General features: G+C 67.1%; 16 protein-coding genes, 2 tRNA genes and 1 pseudogene. 7 read left to right on the forward strand and 12 right to left on the reverse strand.

From position 1 onward, the window contains the following. Positions 1-5 precede the first annotated feature (5 nt). The 6 genes from EV648_RS18805 to gyrB all read right to left on the reverse strand — a co-directional run bounded on the left by EV648_RS18805 (position 6) and on the right by gyrB (position 6410). Positions 6-78: transfer RNA gene (locus EV648_RS18805), tRNA-Ala, on the reverse strand. Between the two features lie 10 nt (positions 79-88). After that, positions 89-220 carry a DLW-39 family protein gene (locus EV648_RS44150; RefSeq protein WP_241995359.1) on the reverse strand — a complete coding sequence of 44 codons (132 nt, stop codon included), beginning with the start codon at positions 218-220 and terminating at the stop codon, positions 89-91. Positions 221-253: 33 nt separating this feature from the next. Continuing rightward, positions 254-327: transfer RNA gene (locus EV648_RS18810), tRNA-Ile, on the reverse strand. A gap of 105 nt (positions 328-432) precedes the next feature. Beyond that, the gene (locus EV648_RS44155) at positions 433-1581 is read right to left on the reverse strand and encodes a DUF3566 domain-containing protein (RefSeq protein ID WP_132292948.1); all 1149 of its coding nucleotides are present in this window, start codon (positions 1579-1581) and stop codon (positions 433-435) included. Beyond that, on the reverse strand, positions 1581-4226 hold the full coding sequence (gyrA, locus tag EV648_RS18820; protein WP_132292951.1) for a DNA gyrase subunit A: 2646 nt from the start codon (positions 4224-4226) through the stop codon (positions 1581-1583). The genes EV648_RS44155 and gyrA overlap by 1 nt, the downstream gene beginning before the upstream one ends. 108 nt (positions 4227-4334) lie before the next feature. After that, a complete protein-coding gene (gyrB, locus tag EV648_RS18825) occupies positions 4335-6410 on the reverse strand; it encodes a DNA topoisomerase (ATP-hydrolyzing) subunit B (protein ID WP_370452728.1) in 2076 nt (691 codons plus the stop codon). Positions 6411-6690: 280 nt separating this feature from the next. On the opposite strand from gyrB, the gene EV648_RS18830 reads away from it, so the two are divergent. From EV648_RS18830 to EV648_RS18840, 3 genes are read left to right on the forward strand one after another with little or no spacing between them, the layout of a single operon-like run. After that, positions 6691-7317, forward strand: a complete 627-nt coding sequence (locus EV648_RS18830) for a hypothetical protein (protein WP_132292957.1) — start codon at positions 6691-6693, stop codon at positions 7315-7317. Further along, a complete protein-coding gene (locus EV648_RS18835; protein ID WP_132292960.1) occupies positions 7314-7898 on the forward strand; it encodes a hypothetical protein in 585 nt (194 codons plus the stop codon). Before EV648_RS18830 ends, EV648_RS18835 begins: the two co-directional genes overlap by 4 nt. Then, positions 7898-8455: a hypothetical protein gene (locus EV648_RS18840; RefSeq protein ID WP_132292963.1), complete on the forward strand. Its 558-nt coding sequence runs from the start codon at positions 7898-7900 to the stop codon at positions 8453-8455. The genes EV648_RS18835 and EV648_RS18840 overlap by 1 nt, the downstream gene beginning before the upstream one ends. Before the next feature lie 42 nt (positions 8456-8497). Here EV648_RS18840 and EV648_RS18845 read toward each other — a convergent pair whose 3' ends face one another. From EV648_RS18845 to dnaA, 6 genes are all read right to left on the reverse strand, one after another. Beyond that, positions 8498-9847 carry a hypothetical protein gene (locus EV648_RS18845; RefSeq protein WP_132292966.1) on the reverse strand — a complete coding sequence of 450 codons (1350 nt, stop codon included), beginning with the start codon at positions 9845-9847 and terminating at the stop codon, positions 8498-8500. Positions 9848-9902: 55 nt separating this feature from the next. After that, positions 9903-10598, reverse strand: a complete 696-nt coding sequence (locus EV648_RS18850; RefSeq protein ID WP_370452729.1) for a DUF721 domain-containing protein — start codon at positions 10596-10598, stop codon at positions 9903-9905. After that, positions 10591-11733 carry a DNA replication/repair protein RecF gene (recF, locus tag EV648_RS18855; RefSeq protein WP_132292969.1) on the reverse strand — a complete coding sequence of 381 codons (1143 nt, stop codon included), beginning with the start codon at positions 11731-11733 and terminating at the stop codon, positions 10591-10593. Before recF ends, EV648_RS18850 begins: the two co-directional genes overlap by 8 nt. Position 11734: 1 nt before the next feature. After that, positions 11735-12652, reverse strand: a complete 918-nt coding sequence (gnd, locus tag EV648_RS18860) for a phosphogluconate dehydrogenase (NAD(+)-dependent, decarboxylating) (protein ID WP_132292972.1) — start codon at positions 12650-12652, stop codon at positions 11735-11737. A gap of 35 nt (positions 12653-12687) precedes the next feature. Then, entirely contained in the window at positions 12688-13833 is a 1146-nt protein-coding gene (gene dnaN / locus EV648_RS18865) for a DNA polymerase III subunit beta (RefSeq protein ID WP_132292975.1), read from the reverse strand. Between the two features lie 511 nt (positions 13834-14344). After that, positions 14345-15910 (reverse strand): chromosomal replication initiator protein DnaA, encoded by a 1566-nt coding sequence (dnaA, locus tag EV648_RS18870; RefSeq protein WP_370452733.1) that lies wholly within the window; start codon positions 15908-15910, stop codon positions 14345-14347. Positions 15911-16598: 688 nt separating this feature from the next. On the opposite strand from dnaA, the gene rpmH reads away from it, so the two are divergent. The 4 genes and pseudogenes from rpmH to yidC form a co-directional block, all read left to right on the forward strand. After that, entirely contained in the window at positions 16599-16736 is a 138-nt protein-coding gene (rpmH, locus tag EV648_RS18875) for a 50S ribosomal protein L34 (RefSeq protein ID WP_077018336.1), read from the forward strand. 29 nt (positions 16737-16765) lie between these two features. Then, positions 16766-17110 carry a ribonuclease P protein component gene (gene rnpA, locus EV648_RS18880; RefSeq protein ID WP_132292981.1) on the forward strand — a complete coding sequence of 115 codons (345 nt, stop codon included), beginning with the start codon at positions 16766-16768 and terminating at the stop codon, positions 17108-17110. Further along, positions 17107-17418 (forward strand): membrane protein insertion efficiency factor YidD, encoded by a 312-nt coding sequence (gene yidD / locus EV648_RS18885; RefSeq protein WP_132292984.1) that lies wholly within the window; start codon positions 17107-17109, stop codon positions 17416-17418. Before rnpA ends, yidD begins: the two co-directional genes overlap by 4 nt. 9 nt (positions 17419-17427) lie before the next feature. Further along, positions 17428-18408: pseudogene (gene yidC / locus EV648_RS18890) on the forward strand (membrane protein insertase YidC); the annotation flags it as partial. Between the last annotated feature and the right edge of the window lie 4 nt (positions 18409-18412).

An 18412-nucleotide genomic window follows, 5' to 3' on the forward strand; every position in this document is an offset into this window, starting at 1 on the left:
GGTTGTGGAGACGAGGGGACTCGAACCCCTAACCCCTGCCTTGCAAAGGCAGTGCTCTGCCAGTTGAGCTACGCCCCCGTGGGGGTGGTCAGCGGCCCGGGGTGACCGGGTCGACAGCCTCGGCCCAAAGGTCCTGCTCGGCGCGGGCCTGCTGGGTCTTCTTGTAAGCGAAGTATCCACCGATGCTGGCCAGCAGGACCAGCAGAACCTTCTTCAGCACCGGGACTCCTTGGATCGCTTGTCGATCTGGGGGTGGGCCTAACTGGACTTGAACCAGTGACCTCTGCCTTATCAGGGCAGCGCTCTAACCGTCTGAGCTATAGGCCCGCGTTGCGGGGTCGAACCCGGGAGAGATTACCGCACTGAACGCCTGTCTCCCAAACCGGTTCCGATCGGGCCGGGCCGCGGCCCGATCGAACCCGGTTCCAGCCGTCAGTCTTCGGACGCGAGCGTCACTTCGAGGCCGCCCAGCAGGGTGGCCGCGATGTTGTAGAGGAAGGATCCGAGCGTCGCCAGCGCGGTGATGATCAGCACATCCGCGCAGGCCAGCAGGGTGGTGAATCCCATCACCTTGCCGGTGTTGATGTAGTTCTCGATCCGGAACGGCTCGGCCGCCGGAGTACCCAGGACCTCCGTCACCGTGTTGTTGATGTTGTCGAAGACGCCGGCCGCGCCGATCGCGGACCAGACGATGAACACCGCGACCCAGACGACGATGCCGAAGGCGATCGACAGCAGGAACGAGGTCTTCATCACCGACCACGGGTCCAGCCGCGACAGCCGCAGCCGGGCCTTGCGGGTCTGATGCCTCGTCGACGTCTTCACGCTCGGCGAGGTCGTCGTGCGGGTCCCAGTGGTCGACTTGGCGGCGACCGCCGCGCCGGTGCCCACACCAGGCGCCTCGGCCTTCGCGTCCGTCTTGATGCCGAACCGGTTCGGCTTGCTCTCGGTGCCGTTCCGGGCCTTCGTGTCAGCGCCCGAGGTCGCCGCCTCCTTGAGCGCGCCGGCCTTGTCCATCACCGCCTGCTTGGCTGCGTTCACCCGGTCCCCGAAGGACTCGCCGGTGGACGCCTTGCCGGTCTGTCCGTACGACGGAGTCGCGGGCTGGCCGCCCCCAGGCTGACCAGCGGGAGCTGGGAACCGCGGCTCCGGACGACCCGGCGTGCTCGGGGTAGCCAGCGGCGGTCGCTGTCCCGAAGGAGCCTGCGAAGACCCGTGAGACGACGGCGGAACCACTGGCGGGTTCTGCTTGACGACTGGCCGGACCGATGGCTGCTGCGGCGGCCGCGACGGCTTGGCCTCGCTCGCCTGCCCCGGCTGGTTCGCCGGAGCACCCGGACGGGGCTGCTGGCGGATCTCGCCGGACTGCCCGTTCGGAGTACTGGGTCTTGGCTGGCCGTTGCCGGGGGTGCCGTTGCCGTTGGCGGAACTCTTGCCGTTGGCGCTGGGTGTGGTACGACCGTTGGAGGTCGGTGTGGCCGTGGGGGTGGACCGGGACTTCCCGTTGCCGCCTTGCGAGGGCCGCTCGGATTTGCCGCTGTCCGCCCCGTCAGGCCATGTCGGCCTCGCGCGGTTGGTCATCAGGTGCCCTCCTGGCCGGCTTCGTCTCCTTCGACGGTAGCCGCGCCGTCGACGTCCGTCGAATGCTGGTCATCATCCTGGACGCTCTGAGGGGCCTGTTCGGTTGGCAGTCCGTCCACATCCTGGGCAGCAACTTCACCGGCGCCTTCGACACCCTCGATCTCGACGGTGAGATCGGTATTGCGGGCGATCGCGACCACAGCATCAGATTCCCCGACGCCCGCGAACTTAACCCCCATGGTGTCGCGGCCCTTGACCGGAACGCTGTCCACCCGGCTGCGCACGACCTGCCCGCTGGACTTGATCGCGAGCACCTGGTCGGAGTCGACGACGATCAGCGCGCCGACCAGCGAGCCACGCTCGTCGTTCAGCTTGACCGCCTTGATGCCGAGACCGCCACGACCCTGCTGGCGGTACTCCGAGACGCGGCTGCGCTTGGCGTAGCCGGCGTCCGTCACGGTGAAGACGTACTGCGTGTCCTCCTCCGAGCCGGCCCGGATCACGGCCATCGAGAGCAGCTCGTCGCCGTTGCGGAACTTCATCCCGGTGACGCCGGAGGTGGCCCGGCCCATCGGGCGCAGTTGCTCGTCGTTCGCGGTGAAGCGGATCGACTGGCCCTTCCTGGAGACCAGCATCAGGTCGTCCTCGGCCGAGGCGAGCTCCGCACCGATCAGCTCGTCGTCCTCGTCGCGGAAGTTGACCGCGATGATGCCGCTCTGCCGGGCCGAGTCGTAGTCGGTCAGCGCCGTCTTCTTCACCAGACCACGCTTGGTGGCCAGCAACAGGTACGGCTCCTGCTCGTAGTCGCGCAGCGTCAGGACCTGGGCGATCTCCTCGTCCGGCTGGAACGAGAGCAGACCTGCCACGTGCGAGCCCTTGGCGTCGCGCGCGGACTCGGGCAGCTGCCACACCTTGGCCCGGTAGACCCGGCCCTTGGTGGTGAAGAACAGCATCCAGTGGTGGTTCGTGGTGGCGAAGAAGTGCCCGATCTCATCCTCGGCCCGCATCGTCGCGCCCCGAACGCCCTTGCCGCCGCGGTTCTGCGTGCGGTACAGGTCGGTCTTGGTGCGCTTCGCGTAGCCGCCGCGGGTGATCGTGACGACCACTTCCTCGTCCGGGACGAGGTCCTGGACGGACAGGTCGCCGTCGGCCGCGATGATCTCGGTCCGCCGCTCGTCGCCGAACTTCTCGACGATCTCGGCCAGCTCGTCGCGGACGATGTTCCGCTGCCGCACCGGGTCGGCCAGGATGTCCTCGAGGTCGGCGATGACGGCCTCGAGCTCGTTCAGCCGGTCGATGATCTTCTGCCGCTCCAGGGCGGCCAGCCGGCGCAGCTGCATGTCCAGGATCGCCTGGGCCTGCACCTCGTCGATGTCCAGCAGGCTGATCAGGCCCTGGCGGGCCTCGTCGACGTCCGGGCTGCGCCGGATCAGCGCGATGACCTCGTCCAGCGCGTCGAGCGCCTTCACGTAGCCGCGGTAGATGTGGGCCTGCTTCTCGGCCTCGCGGAGGCGGTAGCGGGTCCGGCGCTGGATGACCTCGATCTGGTGGTCGATCCAGTGCGTGATGAACAGGTCCACGCTGAGCGTGCGCGGTACGCCGTCGACCAGCGCGAGCATGTTGCAGCCGAAGGTGTCCTGCAGCTGTGTGTGCTTGTAGAGGTTGTTCAGTACTACGCGCGGCTGGGCGTCGCGCTTCAGCACGATCACCAGGCGCTGGCCGGTCCGGGACGACGTGTCGTCGCGGATGTCGGCGATGCCGTTCATCTTGCCGGTGTTGACCAGCTCGGCGATCTTCTGCGCCAGGTTGTCCGGGTTGACCATGTAGGGCAGCTCGGAGACGACCAGGCTGGTCCGGCCCTTGGCGTCCTCCTCGATGTCGACCACCGCGCGCATCGTGACCGAGCCACGACCGGTGCGGTAGGCGTCGTCGATGCCCTTGTAGCCGACGATCAGCGCGCCGTTCGGGAAGTCCGGGCCCTTGATGTGCTCCATGCACGCCGCCAGGACCTCTTCCTGGGTGGCGTCCGGGTTCTCCAGGCACCAGTTCGCGGCAGCAGCGACCTCGCGCAGGTTGTGCGGCGGAATCTGCGTCGCCATCCCGACCGCGATGCCGGCGGAGCCGTTCACCAGCAGGTTCGGGAAGCGGCTGGGCAGGATCACCGGCTCCTGCGAGCGGCCGTCGTAGTTGGGGCGGAAGTCGACCGTGTCCTGGTCGATGTCGCGCACCATCTCCATCGCCAGCGGGGCCAGCCGGCACTCGGTGTACCGCATCGCGGCGGCCGGGTCGTTACCCGGCGAGCCGAAGTTGCCCTGTCCCTGGATCATCGGCGCGCGCATCACCCACGGCTGCGCCAGCCGTACCAGGGTGTCGTAGATCGCCGAGTCACCGTGCGGGTGGTACTGACCCATCACGTCACCGACGACGCGCGAGCACTTGGAGAAGCCCCGGTCCGGCCGGTAGCCACCGTCGTACATCGCATAGAGGATGCGACGGTGCACCGGCTTGAGGCCGTCGCGCACCTCCGGCAGCGCGCGGCCGACGATGACGGCCATCGCGTAGTCGAGGTACGACTGCTGCATCTCCGTCTGCAGATCGAGGGGCTCGATCCGGTCGTGTCCCGGAGAAATGGGGGTCTCGGTCATCTGGTGCTCGTCCCGTTCGTTTCAGTACGTCGGTGAGGTCGGCGCTGCGAGTGGTCCGCCAGGCCCGGGCAACCGTGGGCTGCCTCGGCTCCGGCGGACGCGGCGGGCCTAGATATCAAGGAAGCGGACGTCCTTGGCGTTGCGCTGGATGAAGTTCCGGCGAGCCTCGATGTCGTCGCCCATCAGCGTCGCGAAGGTCTCGTCGGCACGGGCGGCGTCGTCCAGGGTGATCTGCAGCAGCACCCGGTTGGCCGGGTCCATCGTGGTCTCCCACAGCTCCTGCGCGTTCATCTCACCCAGGCCCTTGTACCGCTGCGTGCCGTTCTCCTTCGGCAACTTCTTGCCGGCCTCGGCGCCCGCCGCCATCAGGCCGTCCTTCTCGCGCTCGGTGTAGGCCAGCTCGTGCGGCGAGTTGCTCCACCGGATCTTGTACAGCGGCGGCTGCGCGGCGTACACGTGACCGCGCTCGATCAGCGGCCGCATGAACCGGAACAGCAGGGTGAGCAGCAGCGTCCGGATGTGCTGGCCGTCGACGTCGGCGTCGGCCATGATCACGATCTTGTGGTACCGGAGCTTCTCCTCGTCGAAGTCCTCGTGGATCCCGGTGCCGAGGGCGGAGATGATCGCTTGGACCTCGTTGTTCTGCAGGACCTTGTCGATCCGCGCCTTCTCGACGTTCAGGATCTTGCCCCGGATCGGCAGGATGGCCTGGAACTTCGGATCGCGACCACCCTTGGCGGAGCCACCGGCCGAGTCACCCTCGACGATGTAGACCTCGCACTCCTCCGGGTTCGTCGACTGGCAGTCGGACAGCTTGCCCGGCAGCCCGCCGCCACCCAGCAGACCCTTGCGGTTGCGGGCCAGGTCGCGCGCTTTGCGGGCGGCGATCCGGGCACTCGCGGCCGCGGTGGCCTTGCGGATGATCTCGCGGCCCTCGGCCGGGTTCTGCTCGAACCAGGCACCGAGCCGGTCGTTCACGACCCGCTGGACGAAGCCCTTCACCTCGGTGTTGCCGAGCTTGGTCTTGGTCTGGCCCTCGAACTGCGGGTTGCCCAGCTTGACCGAGATGATCGCGGTCAGGCCCTCGCGCACGTCGTCGCCGGTGAGCCTGTCCTCCTTCTTCTTGATCATGCCCTGGTCCTCGCCGAAGGAGTTGACCAGTGAGGTGAGCGCGGCCCGGAAGCCCTCTTCGTGGGTGCCGCCCTCATGCGTGTTGATCGTGTTCGCGAAGGTGTGCACCGACTCCTGGAACGAGCCGCTCCACTGCATCGCCACCTCGAGGCTGAGGCTGTCGTCACCCTGGGCCGCCTCGAAGGCGATCACGTCGCGGTGCACGGTCTCGCGGATGCCGGTCAGGTACTTGACGTAGTCGACCAGGCCGTCGTCGTACTTGAAGGACTGCTCGACCGGCTCGCCGTCGGCGGTGTGGTCCGGGCGCTCGTCCCGGATCACCAGCTCGAGGCCCTTGTTCAGGAACGCGTACTCGCGGAAGCGGGTGGACAGCGTCTCGAAGGAGAAGACCGTCGTCTCGAAGACGTCCGGGCTGGGCCAGAAGGTGATCGTGGTGCCGTTCGAGTCCGACGTCCCGACCTCGGCCAGGTCCGCATCAGGCACGCCGACGGTGAAGGACTGGGTGTAGGCCTTGCCGTTCGTCTTGACGTCCACCCGCAGGCGGCTGGACAGCGCGTTCACCACGGAGACGCCGACGCCGTGCAGACCACCGGACACCTTGTAACCGCCGCCGCCGAACTTGCCGCCGGCGTGCAGCACGGTGAGTACGACCGTGACGGCCGGCTTGCCCTCGGACTCGACGATGCCGACCGGGATACCGCGGCCGTTGTCGACGACGCTCACACCGCCGTCGGCCAGCAGCGTGACCACGATCTTGTCGCAGTACCCGGCGAGCGCCTCGTCCACCGCGTTGTCGACCACCTCGTAGACCAGGTGGTGCAGACCGCGTTCACCGGTGGACCCGATGTACATGCCCGGCCGTTTACGGACCGCGTCGAGGCCCTCGAGGACCTGGATCGCGCTCGCGTCGTACTCCTGCTCCACGATGCTGGAGGGGATCACGCTGAGCGGTATTTCGGTGCCGGTGCTGTCGGCGGACGGGGTTACGTCGATCTCGGTCGGCTCGTCGGTCACCGGCTGTTGTCCTCCTCGGACCCCGCGCGCGCGGGGCATTGATGCACAGTAGAAGCCGCCCCTACTGTGTTCATCAGCGGTGCGGCTTTCTCAACAGCTCCATCTTACCCGTCGACCGAAGCAGAACCTGCCATGAGGCGGCTCTAACTGTGGACAGGGCGTGTTTTCGGACTCCTGTCCATGTCCCCCCACGCGGGGTGGGGGCTCCGAAAGCGCTCACGGCGCTCAGTGGCTTCTGGCCGGATCACGGCTGACTGTCTGCCGGGCGAGACCCGACGGACCGGGCCGACCGCCCCTCACGCCCCTTAGGATCGCTGCCGTGGAAAGTCTCGACGACGTCATCGACGCCATGATCGCCGACCGGGTGATCCACCGGCACCGGCGCAAATGGCTGATCGCCCTCGCCCTGGTCGTCGTCCTGGTCGTCGTCATCCTGTTCACCGGAGGCTGGAAGGAGAAGAAGGGCCGCACGGTCGACACCGTCGACGCGCCCACCACCTTCGAGGCCGGCCGGTACGAGTTCGGCGTCACCTCGGCGCAGATCATCCGGACGCCGAAGACGAAGTACGACCCGGCGAAGGCGCGGGTGGAACTGTCGTTCGACGTGAAGAACATCGACGACGAGGAGCACAAGAGCAACTCGCTGTCGGGCAAGATGGTTCTTCTGGTCGTCGGCGGCGGCGAGGACCCGATCGAGTCGAACGGCGCGACCTGCCGCGGCGCGATCAACTGGGTCTTCGTCTACGGCCTGCCGGCCGAGTCCTGTACCACGAAGTTCGAGGTACCGGCCAACTTCACCGGGGACAAGCTCGAGTTCGGCTTCCTGGCGGAGAGCTACGACTCCGACATCGGTTTGCTCGGCGCGTCCGAGGACCCGTACTGGCACAACGAGAAGGCCGCCATGGTGGTCCGGGTGCCCACGACGACCACGACGGAGACCAAGTGAAGCTGTATCGCACCAGCACGGTGCTCGTCGGCGTCCTCTTCGTGCTGCTCGGCGGACTGACCCGGCTGGCGACGCCGGAAAAGGTGTACGACTCGGAGAACCGGGAGATCGTGCACGGCACCATCGGCGAGACGCTGAAGTACCGCGACTCGACCATCACCGTGCACCGGATGAAGGTCGCCAAGGCCTACGTCTACAACGACGACAAGCCGGTCGAGACCAACGGCGCCTTCGTCGCGGTCGAGTACGAGACGGTCCGAGGCACCGAGGAGGTCGGCAGCAACGACGCCACCCTGACCACCGACGACGGCACGGAGTACCGGCCGGTCGCCGCGACGATCGTCAACGGCGCCGACTTCGCCGAGCCTGGTTTCGCCCGGTCCGGCAGTCTCGTCTTCGAGGTGAACACCGCGGACCTCAACGGGCTCACCCTCAACTTCGTCACAGTCCAGTTCTGGACGGTGCTCACCCAGGACGTCTCCGTCGATCTCGGGGTGCCCGACGAGAAGGTCGCCCAGCAACTCGTCGACACCGCGGCACCGGAGTACGTGATCCCCAAGTCCGTCACCAGGGTGGCCTGATGAATCCCTCGAACCGCCTGCTGCGGCTCACCGCGCGGATCTCTCTGCTGATCGCGCTGCTCGGCGTCAGCGCCTTCCTGCTCCTCCGGGTCTATCTGGACGATGAGGAGAACGTCTACGACAACGGCGCCGTCACCGAGGTGGTAGGTCCCGGACCGGCCACGATCGGCCTGGTCGAGTGGAAGCTCGATTCGCTGCAGCCGTACACGAAGCTGGTGGACGACGCCGAGAAGGTGATCGACCTCGACCAGCCGGCCGGTTCGGTGGTGATCGTGGCGACCGCATCCATCACGCCGAAGGACGGGCTGAAGATGGACTCCGACGGGTTCACCTGCGAGGCGAAACTGCGCGACGACCGGGGCAACCTGTGGAAGAGCCAGAGTGCGTACGGATTCCCGCTGCCGACGTACTGCGGGGACGACGACCACCCGTTCACCCGGAACAAGGCGGGGAAGCTCGCGCAGATCTACGTGGTGCCCGAGTCCGCCGTACCGCACCTCACTGGCATCCAGGTCGAGAACCTCAAAGAGCGCCGGCGCATCCTGCTGACGCGCTGATCTCCCTGGGCCTGAACAACTTCCTATTGGCCGCCGGCCGGCTCAGACCGTGACGGGTTCGGGCTCTCTCTTCTTCTCGTCGGCGGTCGCAGCGGCCTCCGCTGCCTCCGCTGCCTCTGCCCGGCGTTCCGCGCCGACCGAGATGCACAGGTCGAAAGCGGCGGCCAGCAAGGCGATCCGCAGCGTCTCGAACACGATGTCCCGGATCGCGGCCGCGATCTCGTGGTTCATCAGGCCCCACTGCTGCCCGTGCACGCCGATCCCGCGCTGCAGCGCGACGAACGCCCAGTCGCTGCCGAGCAGCCAGAAGGTGTAGACCATGCAGACCACGCCAAGGAAGACCGGGCCGACCCGGACCAGCAGCCGGAACGCGTTCAGGGCCGGGTAGAACTTCTCCCGCAGACCGCCCAACAGCAGGTTCGGCGCCTGGTTGGTGAGCGCCACGATCCGGTTCTGCTTCGGCGCGTCCGGATCGACCCGATGACCGAGGCGGCGTTCGAGCCGGGTGCCTCGGAAGACCGCACCGCTGGACAGCACCCGGTGCCCGAAGACGACGGTCGTGATCGCGAGCCAGGTCAGCGGTTCGGCGACGCCGAGCTTGAACAGCGGCCAGAGGGACTCCCAGAAGAAGCCCCAGAGGAACTCGAGGCCGGCCGGGACCGGGATGTGGATGCCGGCGAAGAACTCCTTCGCGCCGTCCCACCAGTCGACCGAGAGGTACCAGAAGTTCCGTTCCTTGAACCACGACTTGAAGTCCGCGATCGCGAACGGTGTGACCACCACGGTCAGCAGCAGGAAGAACGACTCGGCCCAGACCTGGGTGAACTTGGCCGGCCTGCTCGGCCACCGGTCGTCGATGGCCTCGATCACCCGGCGCAGGACCAGCAGGATGACGATCGCCGGCAGGTAGGCGCGATAGGCCGTCCCACCCAGCTCGAAGAACTGTCCACCCGGCTGCAGACCACGCTGCACGAGGTTGCTGGTGGTCAACTCCTGGACCTGGTCATCGAGGAATCCCCAGGCCGACCAGACGGCGACCAGCGGCAGCAGGGTGATGGACAGCAACTCCAACAGCCCGCGCTGGGTCGGGTCCGACGTCTCCTCGGCCTTGTTGGTGGCGGCGTCGCGCCAGCGGTAGAGCGAGTTGGCGCAGGTCCGGATCATGCCGACAGTGGCGGCGATCTGGATCAGTACGCCGGCCGAGAAGACTCCGACGCCGAGGCTCGAGTGCTGGTGCTCCGACAACCAGATGGCAGCACTGATGGAGGCCCGGAAGCCGATATAGCCGGCCAGGAACCAGGTCACCAGGGGCAACAGGTTCCGCCACCACAGCCGGAACGTGTCGCCGATCAGGTGGACCATCTCGCGGAAACCGTCAACGATCGTGCGCATCGGGCCGATCCTAGGGGATCGGGTGGGTCTCCTGGGACTCGCTCAGGGGCGTCCGTCAGCCGTAGGTATCACGAGGGCCGCGACCGCCTCGGACAGTGCGGGGGCCCTTGCGCCAACTGGGCGCGTGCGGGCCTTGCACGTTGACCCTGGTGACGGTGCCGTCGCCGAGTTCGGCGTTCAGCCGGCGGACCAGATCGGGCGCCAGCATCTTCAGCTGCGTGGCCCAGGCGGTCGAGTCGGTCCGCACGGTGAGCTCGGTGTCCTGGTAGCTCTCGGGCTTGCAGTGCGAGGCCATCTCGGGTCCGACGATCGACGGCCAGCGCGCCATCACGCCGTGCACCGCGACGTCGACCTCCCAGCCCTGCTCCCGCATCAGCCGGCCGAGGGTGTTCGTCAGCAGCTGGGGATCGCGCTCGTCCGGTCGGGATCCGCTGACCTGCGAGCCGGTGGCCCGCCGCCGACGGGTCCGCTTGACCGGTTTGACCGGGCCATTCGCCGCCATCCCCTTCAGCCGGCCGGCCAGCGACTTGGCCAGCTCGAGGCCCTTCTTGTCGTGCTCGGAGCCCTTCTCCGGCGTTTCGGGGGAGTCGTCGACCTCGCTCTCGAAGCCGCTCTCAGAGGAATTCCGGGGTTTCGGCTCGCTCCGGATCGGTTCTGCGCGCGGTTTCGGTTCGGGTCGATCGGGCAGAGGCTGCGCTCCGAACCCGCCGAGCAGGTCCGCGTCCGGACGGAGGTCCCCGTCCTCAGGCACGGCGGACCGTCCCGTCGCCGACGTCGAACCGAACTCCGCTCAGCTCCGCCGGCACGTCGGCCCCGACCGCGGCCGTGACGAGCACCTGTTCCGCGGGCGCGACCAGTTCTGCCAGGCGATCGCGGCGCTGGGTGTCGAGCTCGGCGAACACGTCGTCCAGGATCAACACCGGCTCACCCCCGTCCGACCTGAGCAACTCGTACGACGCCAGCCGCAGCGCGAGCGCGAACGACCAGGACTCACCGTGACTCGCGTACCCCTTCGCAGGCAAGTCCCCGAGCCCGAGCACCATGTCGTCGCGGTGCGGCCCGACCAGCGACACCCCGCGATCGAGCTCGTCCGACCGCCGCTCGTGTACTGCGCTGAGGATCACCTCCGCGAGCTCTTCGCGCGAGGTCACTCCTGGCTCCAACGGCACCGACGACTTGTACTCGAGCCGGGCATCACCCTTGCCTCGGGCAACAGCGTCGTACGAGCCGGAGACCAACGGGCGCAGGGATTCCAGCAGTTCGAGCCTGGTCGCGAGGAGCTCGGAGCCGGCTCGCGCGAGGTGCGAGTCCCACACCTCGAGAGTGCGTAGCTGGCCCTCGACGGCACCGCCCGAGCGGTTCTGCCGGCGGGCGACCGAGGCGCTCTTCAGCAGGGAGTTCCGCTGCTTGAGGATGCGGTCGTAGTCCTGCCGGACACCTGCCATCCGGGGTGTCCGCAGGGTGAGCAACTCGTCCAGGAACCGTCGCCTCTCGGACGGGTCGCCCTTCACCAGGGCGAGATCCTCGGGCGCGAAGAGCACCGTACGCAGCAATCCGAGCACTTCCCGGGGCCGGGGGACCGGTGCGCGGTTGACCCGAGCCCGATTTGCCCTCCCAGGATTGATTTCCAGCTCGATCACCAGATCGCGTTCGTGGTCGGAACGGACCTCGGTGCGCACGATCGCCCGAGCCGCGCCGGCTCGAACCAGGGGAGCATCGCTCGCCACCCGGTGGGAGCCGAGCGTCGCGGTGTAGTGGATCGCCTCGACCAGGTTGGTCTTGCCCTGACCGTTCGGTCCGACGAAGGCGGTCACGCCCGGAGCGAGCTGGACCTCCGCCTGCTGGTACGACCGGAAATCGACCAGACCCAGGGCGGTGACGTACACCTCAGTGCTTGATCGGCGGTGTCGCGTACGACGGGTCTTCGGCGCCCTTCACCGCGTGGCCGCCGAACTGGTTCCGCATCGCCGCGATCGCCTTCATCGCGGGGGAGTCGTCCTGCCGCGAGGCAAACCGCGCGAACAACGACGCGGCGATCGCCGGCACCGGTACGGCGTGGTCGATCGCGGCCTCGACGGTCCACCGGCCTTCGCCGGAGTCTTCGGCGTAGCCGCGGATCTTGTCCAGGTGGGTGTCTTCGTTGAGCGCGTTCACCATCAGGTCGAGCAGCCAGGACCGGATCACGGTGCCCTCGCGCCAGGAGTCGAACGTCTCCGGCACGTTCTCGACGATGTCCGCGGCCTCGAGCAGCTCGAAGCCCTCGGCGTACGCCTGCATGATCGCGTACTCGATGCCGTTGTGGACCATCTTGGCGAAGTGGCCGGCGCCGACCTTGCCGGCGTGCACGAAACCGAACTCACCCTCGGGCTTGAGCGCCTCGAAGATGGGCATCACCGTCGCGACCGTCTCGGTGTCTCCACCGCACATCAGCGCGTAGCCGTTCTCCAGACCCCAGACCCCGCCGGAGACACCGCAGTCGACGAACTTGATGCCCTTGGTGGCGAGCTGCTCGGCCCGGCGGATGTCGTCGGTCCAGCGGCTGTTGCCGCCGTCGATCACGATGTCACCCTCGGACAGCAGCTCGGCGAGCTCGGTGAGCACCGGGTCGATGGCCTTCACCGGCACCATCACCCAGACCACCTTCGGCTGGTCCGCTGCCGTCAGCTTGCCGACCATGTCGGCCAGATCCGTCGCGTCGGAGATGCTCGCGTTGTGGTCGACGCCGACCACCTTCAGGCCCGCGGCACGCATCCGCTCGCGCATGTTGCCGCCCATCTTGCCGAGACCGACAAGGCCGAGCTCCATCGTGAATCCCCTTGTTCTGTTGGCTTTTCCCTGGTTCAGCTGTTCAGGCGGACCGGCATCAGCACGTACCGGAACTCGCTGATCGGGTCGCCTTCGAAGTCCTTCACGCCGGTCAGCTCGGCCGGCTTCGTCGCCTGGGTGAACGCCAGATGGGCGACCGATGTTCCGATCGCGTTCAGGCCGTCGAGCAGGTAGGTCGGGTTGAAGCCGACGGTCACCGGTTCCCCGACGACCCGCGCTTCAATCGACTCCGATGCCTGCGCCTCGTCGCCGCTGCCGGCGTCGAGCGTCACGGTGTCCTCGGAGAAGGTCAGCCGGACGGGCGCGTTGCGCTCGGCCACCAGGGCGACACGCTTCACGGCCTCGATCAGGGTGGCGGTGTCGATCCGCACCCGGGTCGCGATCGCCGCGTCGGTCGGGATGATGCCGCGAACCTTGGGGAACTCGCCATCGAGCAGACGGGTGGTGGCGCGCCGGTTGCCGCCGGACACCTGACCCTCGAAGCCGACGATGCCGTCACCGCTGCCAGGGGTGGCCAGAGAGACGATGATGTCGGTTCCGGTCATCGCTTTCGCGGTTTCCGACAGCACCCGGGCCGGGATAAGGGCTGCAGCAGAGGCATCCGGGCTCTGCGGGTTCCACTCGAGTTCGCGGATCGCCAACCGGTACCGGTCGGTTGCGAGCAGCGAGATGGTGGATCCCTCGATCTCGACCCGTACGCCGGTCAGCACCGGAAGGGTGTCCTCCCGGCCCGCGGCGGTGACCACCTGAGCGACGGCCTGGGCGAAAACGTCGCTCCGCACGGTGCCGCTGGCTGCCGGCAGGTCCGGTAGAGCCGGATATTCCTCTGTGGGAAGCGTCTGGAGCGTGAAGCGCGAGGTGCCGCAGGTGACTTGCGCCTTCGCGCCATCCACAGCGATGTCCACGGGCTGGTTCGGGAGACTCTTCGAGATGTCGGCGACAAGCCGGCCGGAGATCAGGCACTTGCCGGTGTCCGCCACCTGGGCGGGCACGGTCACACGCACGGAGGTCTCGTAGTCGAAGCCGGACAGGGTGATCTGCCCTTCCTCGGCTTCGACGAGAAGTCCCGCAAGGATCGGGACGCTGGGACGACTGGGCAAACTGCGCGCGGCCCAGGCCACCGACTCGGCCAGTACGTCGCGCTCGACGCGAAACTTCACCGCTGGGTGCCTCCTGATTCGGCTGTGTGCCAGGCAGATCCTGCCACGGACAGATGTGATGTGCGCCAACCGGGCTTGACGTGGCCGTTCGGGCGGGTCGCGACCCGAGCTTTTCGGGGCTTGTGAGGACAGCCTGACAGGTCGTGCAAGAGGGGCCGGCAGCAGGTACGAAATCGGGGTTTTCCCCAGGTTGGGCGCCCAGACCCTTTTGTGGACTGGGACTTCCTTACAGATTCCATAGGGTTGTTCGCACCGGTGGAAACTGTGGACAAGTGACGAGTTCGCAGGTCAGAGGCCGAATGTGGCTGGGGACCGGTTGTGGATGAAATCGGGGTCTTCTCTGGACGGCTGGTGACGACATGCGCGATCCACACAGCCAATCCACAGGCAAGACGAGAGTGTCCACCGGGATACCCACAGTTATCCACAGGACTTTCCCCAGCCTGTGTGGTTCGTGTGACCGTGTCGTAGCGCTCGGCGTACAGGGCTTCGGGCACGGTCACACGGCACGTCATTGCTGCTTGGCCTGATGCTTGATCCGGTTGGTCAGCTCGGTGACCTGGTTGAAGACGCTGCGCCGCTCCGACATCAGCTGACGGATCTTCCGCTCGGCGTGCATCACGGTGGTGTGGTCCCGGCCGCCGAACTGCTGGCCGATCTTCGGCAGCGACAGATCGGTCAGCTCGCGGCACAGGTACATGGCGATCTGGCGCGCGGTCACCAGCACTCGGCTCCGGCTCGATCCACACAGATCGTCGATCGACAGCCCGAAGTACGAGGCGGTCTGACCCATGATCATGCTGGCCGTCACCTCGGGCTTGCTGCCTTCGGGGATCAGGTCCTTCAGCACGATCTCGGCGAGGGACAGGTCGACCGGCTGCCGGTTCAGGCTGGCGAACGCGGTCACCCGGATCAGCGCGCCCTCGAGCTCACGGATGTTCGTCTGCACCTTGCTGGCGATGAACTCCAGCACCTCGGGCGGTGCGGTCAGCCGCTCGGTGGCGGCCTTCTTCCGCAGGATCGCGATCCGGGTCTCGAGGTCGGGCGGCTGGATGTCGGTGATCAGGCCCCACTCGAACCGGTTCCGCAGCCGGTCCTCCAGCGCCTCCAGGCGTTTCGGCGCCCGGTCCGAGCTGATCACGATCTGCTTGTTCGCGTTGTGCAGCGTGTTGAACGTGTGGAAGAACTCTTCCTGGGTCTGGATCTTGCCTTCCAGGAACTGGATGTCGTCGATCAGCAGCACGTCGACGTCGCGGTACCGGCGCTGGAACTGCGCGGCCTTGTCGTCGCGGATCGCGTTGATGAAGTCGTTGGTGAACTCTTCGCTGGACACGTACCGGACCCGCGCGCCGGTGTAGAGGCTGCGGACGTAGTGCCCGATCGCGTGCAGCAGGTGCGTCTTGCCCAGACCAGAGTCGCCGTAGATCAACTGCGGGTTGTACGCCTTCCCCGGCGCCTCGGCGACCGCGACCGCGGCGGCGTGCGCGAACCGGTTCGAGCTACCGATGACGAAGGTCTCGAACGTGTACTTCGGGTTGAGGCGGGCCTCGCCCTGGGCCTCGGTCGCCGGCTGGATCGGGGCGGATCCGTTCGGCGGCGGCGCGACCGAACCGATCGGCTCGCTCGGCTGCTGGAGCCCCGGCTGGAGGGACTGCCGGTTGACCGGCTGTCCGTGCATCGGCTGGGCCGGCTGCTGGAGTCCGGATTGCTGAACGCCCGACTGATGAACGCCCGGCTGTTGGAGCGGTTGGTGCATCGGCTGGTGCAGCGGCGAGTGGATCGCCGGCGCCGAGTCCTGTACTACGGGCTGCGCCGCGGTCGGCTCGCGTAGCTCAGGGTCGAGTGACGGGTCGACCGTGACGGCGATCCGGATGTCCCGACCGAAGCTCTCGGTGAGGATGCGCTCCAGGTCAGGCCGGAGTCGCGTCTCCAATTGACCGCGGGTGAAGTCGTCCGGGACGGCGACGATCGCGGTGCTCTCGTGCAGGGTCACTGGCCGGGAGTTCGTCAGCCAGGCCCGCTGGTTCGGTGGTAGTCCCGCGAGTACCCGGGTCCAGGCCTCGTCCAGATCCTTCACTTCCGCCTTGCGTTCCGCACTGGCGGACTGGTCCTCGACCACGCGTTGCTCCCCGAATCCTTCGCTGCGGTGGCCGGCGCTCCCGGGTTCGTCCCCGGTACAACGCGACCTTGACCCGTCACCCGGCCACTACTCCGGCAGCCGGTCGGCCGCACGTCGCAGTTGCTGTTCTCCTCAGCCGGTTTTCCTCATTGTCCACACCGTTGTCCACAGTTGTGAACGAAGCGCGGAACTACTTGGTTACCGATCTCGGGGTACGGGACCTCTGGTGTGAGGGGCTGACGCTAACAAGTCCGCGTACACCGCTTCAAGCCGTCATCCACAGGCTACGGGACCCAAAATGTGGGCGACCTCCGGCGTGTCGGGTAGACGCCGGAGCGTAGTCATGATGAGGCCACGGAGTTACTGTCGCCGTCTGTAGCCAATCTGACCAGTGTGTGACGAGCCCTTGACGGCGCGTTCCATCCACAGGCCTGTGGAAAAGTATGGGGATGACTGGTTTGACCTGTCCACAGGCCGCCACGTACCGTGGATCAGTCGGTGTTGAGCCGGCCGTTTCGTGCTGCGCTCCCAGCGGGACCATTGTGGATTGTCAAGGTTCTCGAGCGGTGGGCAGGACCTGCACCAGGGACAGATCTATCAGTGGATTTGTCGACACACGTGATCTCGAGTAACCGGAGTCATTCCAGTGAGCAAGCGGACGTTCCAGCCGAACAACCGTCGTCGGCACAAGAAGCACGGCTTCCGTCTTCGGATGCGCACCCGCGCGGGCCGTGCGATCCTCGCCTCGCGTCGTAGCAAGGGTCGCCAGCGCCTGGCGGCCTGAGCCGGTGAGCTGGCGACGGTGACCACCTCGTGTTACCCGCGTCGAACCGGCTCCGCCGGTCCGACGAATTCCGCCGCGCTGTCCGGTCCGGACGGCGGGCTGGTCGGCGTGCCGTGGTGGTCCACCAGTTGCTGCGGGCCGGCCCTGAGGCCGAGCCCGCTCGCGTCGGATTCGTGGTGAACAAGGCGGTGGGTAATGCGGTTCTGCGGAACCGCGTCCACCGCCGTCTGCGTGCCGTGATGGCGGCGCAACTCCCGAACCTGCCGACCGGCAGCCTGACGGTGGTACGTGCACTCCCCGCGTCTGCCTCCTCGTCGTACGACGAGCTGGCCGACGATGTACAGGGCGCCCTGCGGCGTCTGGACACGCGATGAAGATCGCGCCCGTCAAGTACGGGATCATCGGTTTTCTGAAGTTGTACCGGAAGTTCGTCAGCCCGATGTACGGGCAGGTCTGCCGGTTCTACCCCAGTTGTTCTGCCTATGCTTTGGAAGCGGTCGAGCGGCACGGCGCGGTGCGCGGTAGCTGGCTGGCGGCGAGGAGACTCGCCCGCTGCCACCCGTGGAACCCCGGCGGCTACGACCCCGTTCCACCTACAGATGTCGACCAGCGCGGAGATTCCGACTCCGCCAACCAGCCCGGTCCGTCCGTCGACGCCGGGCCCGCGCAGCGAGGTGCTTGAGTGACTCTTCTGGCCATCCCCCAGCTCGCCCTGTGGGACGGGATCGTAGACGTTTTCAACGCGGTCATGACCCCGCTCTACTGGGCCGTGTCCGCGCTGCTCGTCGGGTGGCACTGGCTGTGGAGTCTGGTGCTCGACCCGAACGGCGGCTGGGCCTGGGCGCTGTCCATCGCCGGTCTGACCATCGTCATCCGGACCCTGCTGATCCCGCTCTTCGTCCGGCAGATCCGATCCAGCCGGAACATGCAGCTGCTGCAGCCGAAGATGAAGGAGCTGCAGAAGAAGTACGGCCATGACCGGGAGAAGCTCGGTCAGGAAATGATGAAGTTGTACAAGGAGACGGGCACCAACCCGTTCTCCTCGTGCCTGCCGCTGCTGCTCCAGTCGCCGATCTTCCTGGCCCTGTTCCGCGTGCTCGACTACGCGTCCAAGGGCAAGACGCACAGCAGCATCATGGACCCGTACGTCGAGTCGCTGCAGCACGCGAAGATCTTCGGTGCGGAGATCTCGCAGACGTTCCTGCGGGCGAGCGGCCCGGGTGCGCTCAACGTCAAGATCGTCGCCGTCGTGCTGATCATCCTGATGACCTCCACGATGTTCATCACCCAGCTCCAGCTGATGCGCAAGAACATGCCGAAGGAGGCCCTCGAGGGCCAGGCGGCGCAGATGCAGAAGATCATGCTCTACGTCTTCCCGGTGTTCTTCCTGATCGGTGGCTTCAACTTCCCGATCGGTGTGCTCATCTACTGGTTCGTCTCGAACCTGTGGACGATGGGCCAGCAGTTCTACGTGATCCGGCGCAATCCGGCGCCCGGCACCCCGGCGTACGACGCGATGGAAGCGCGTAAGCGCGAGCACAACCTGCGTGCCGGCAAGCCTGCCGACGCGGGTCTGGCCGGGGCCGATGGTGAGGGCGAAGGCTCGGTTGCCACCGACCGCCGTCCGGCCAACCGCCAGCAGCCGAAGCGCCAGTCGCGCAGTACGCGCAAGACGG

It is taken from the genome of Kribbella sp. VKM Ac-2568 (genome assembly GCF_004345365.1).
GTDB lineage: Bacteria > Actinomycetota > Actinomycetes > Propionibacteriales > Kribbellaceae > Kribbella > Kribbella orskensis.

What these genes read in the sequence shown, in the direction of transcription:
- gyrA (WP_132292951.1), bottom strand. Translation starts at nt 4,226, where the DNA reads ATGACCGAGACCCCCATTTCTCCGGGACACGACCGGATCGAGCCCCTC.
- yidD (WP_132292984.1), top strand. Translation starts at nt 17,107, where the DNA reads ATGAAGATCGCGCCCGTCAAGTACGGGATCATCGGTTTTCTGAAGTTG.
- EV648_RS18845 (WP_132292966.1), bottom strand. Translation starts at nt 9,847, where the DNA reads ATGCGCACGATCGTTGACGGTTTCCGCGAGATGGTCCACCTGATCGGC.
- EV648_RS18840 (WP_132292963.1), top strand. Translation starts at nt 7,898, where the DNA reads ATGAATCCCTCGAACCGCCTGCTGCGGCTCACCGCGCGGATCTCTCTG.
- gyrB (WP_370452728.1), bottom strand. Translation starts at nt 6,410, where the DNA reads ATGCCCCGCGCGCGCGGGGTCCGAGGAGGACAACAGCCGGTGACCGAC.
- EV648_RS44155 (WP_132292948.1), bottom strand. Translation starts at nt 1,581, where the DNA reads ATGACCAACCGCGCGAGGCCGACATGGCCTGACGGGGCGGACAGCGGC.
- gnd (WP_132292972.1), bottom strand. Translation starts at nt 12,652, where the DNA reads ATGGAGCTCGGCCTTGTCGGTCTCGGCAAGATGGGCGGCAACATGCGC.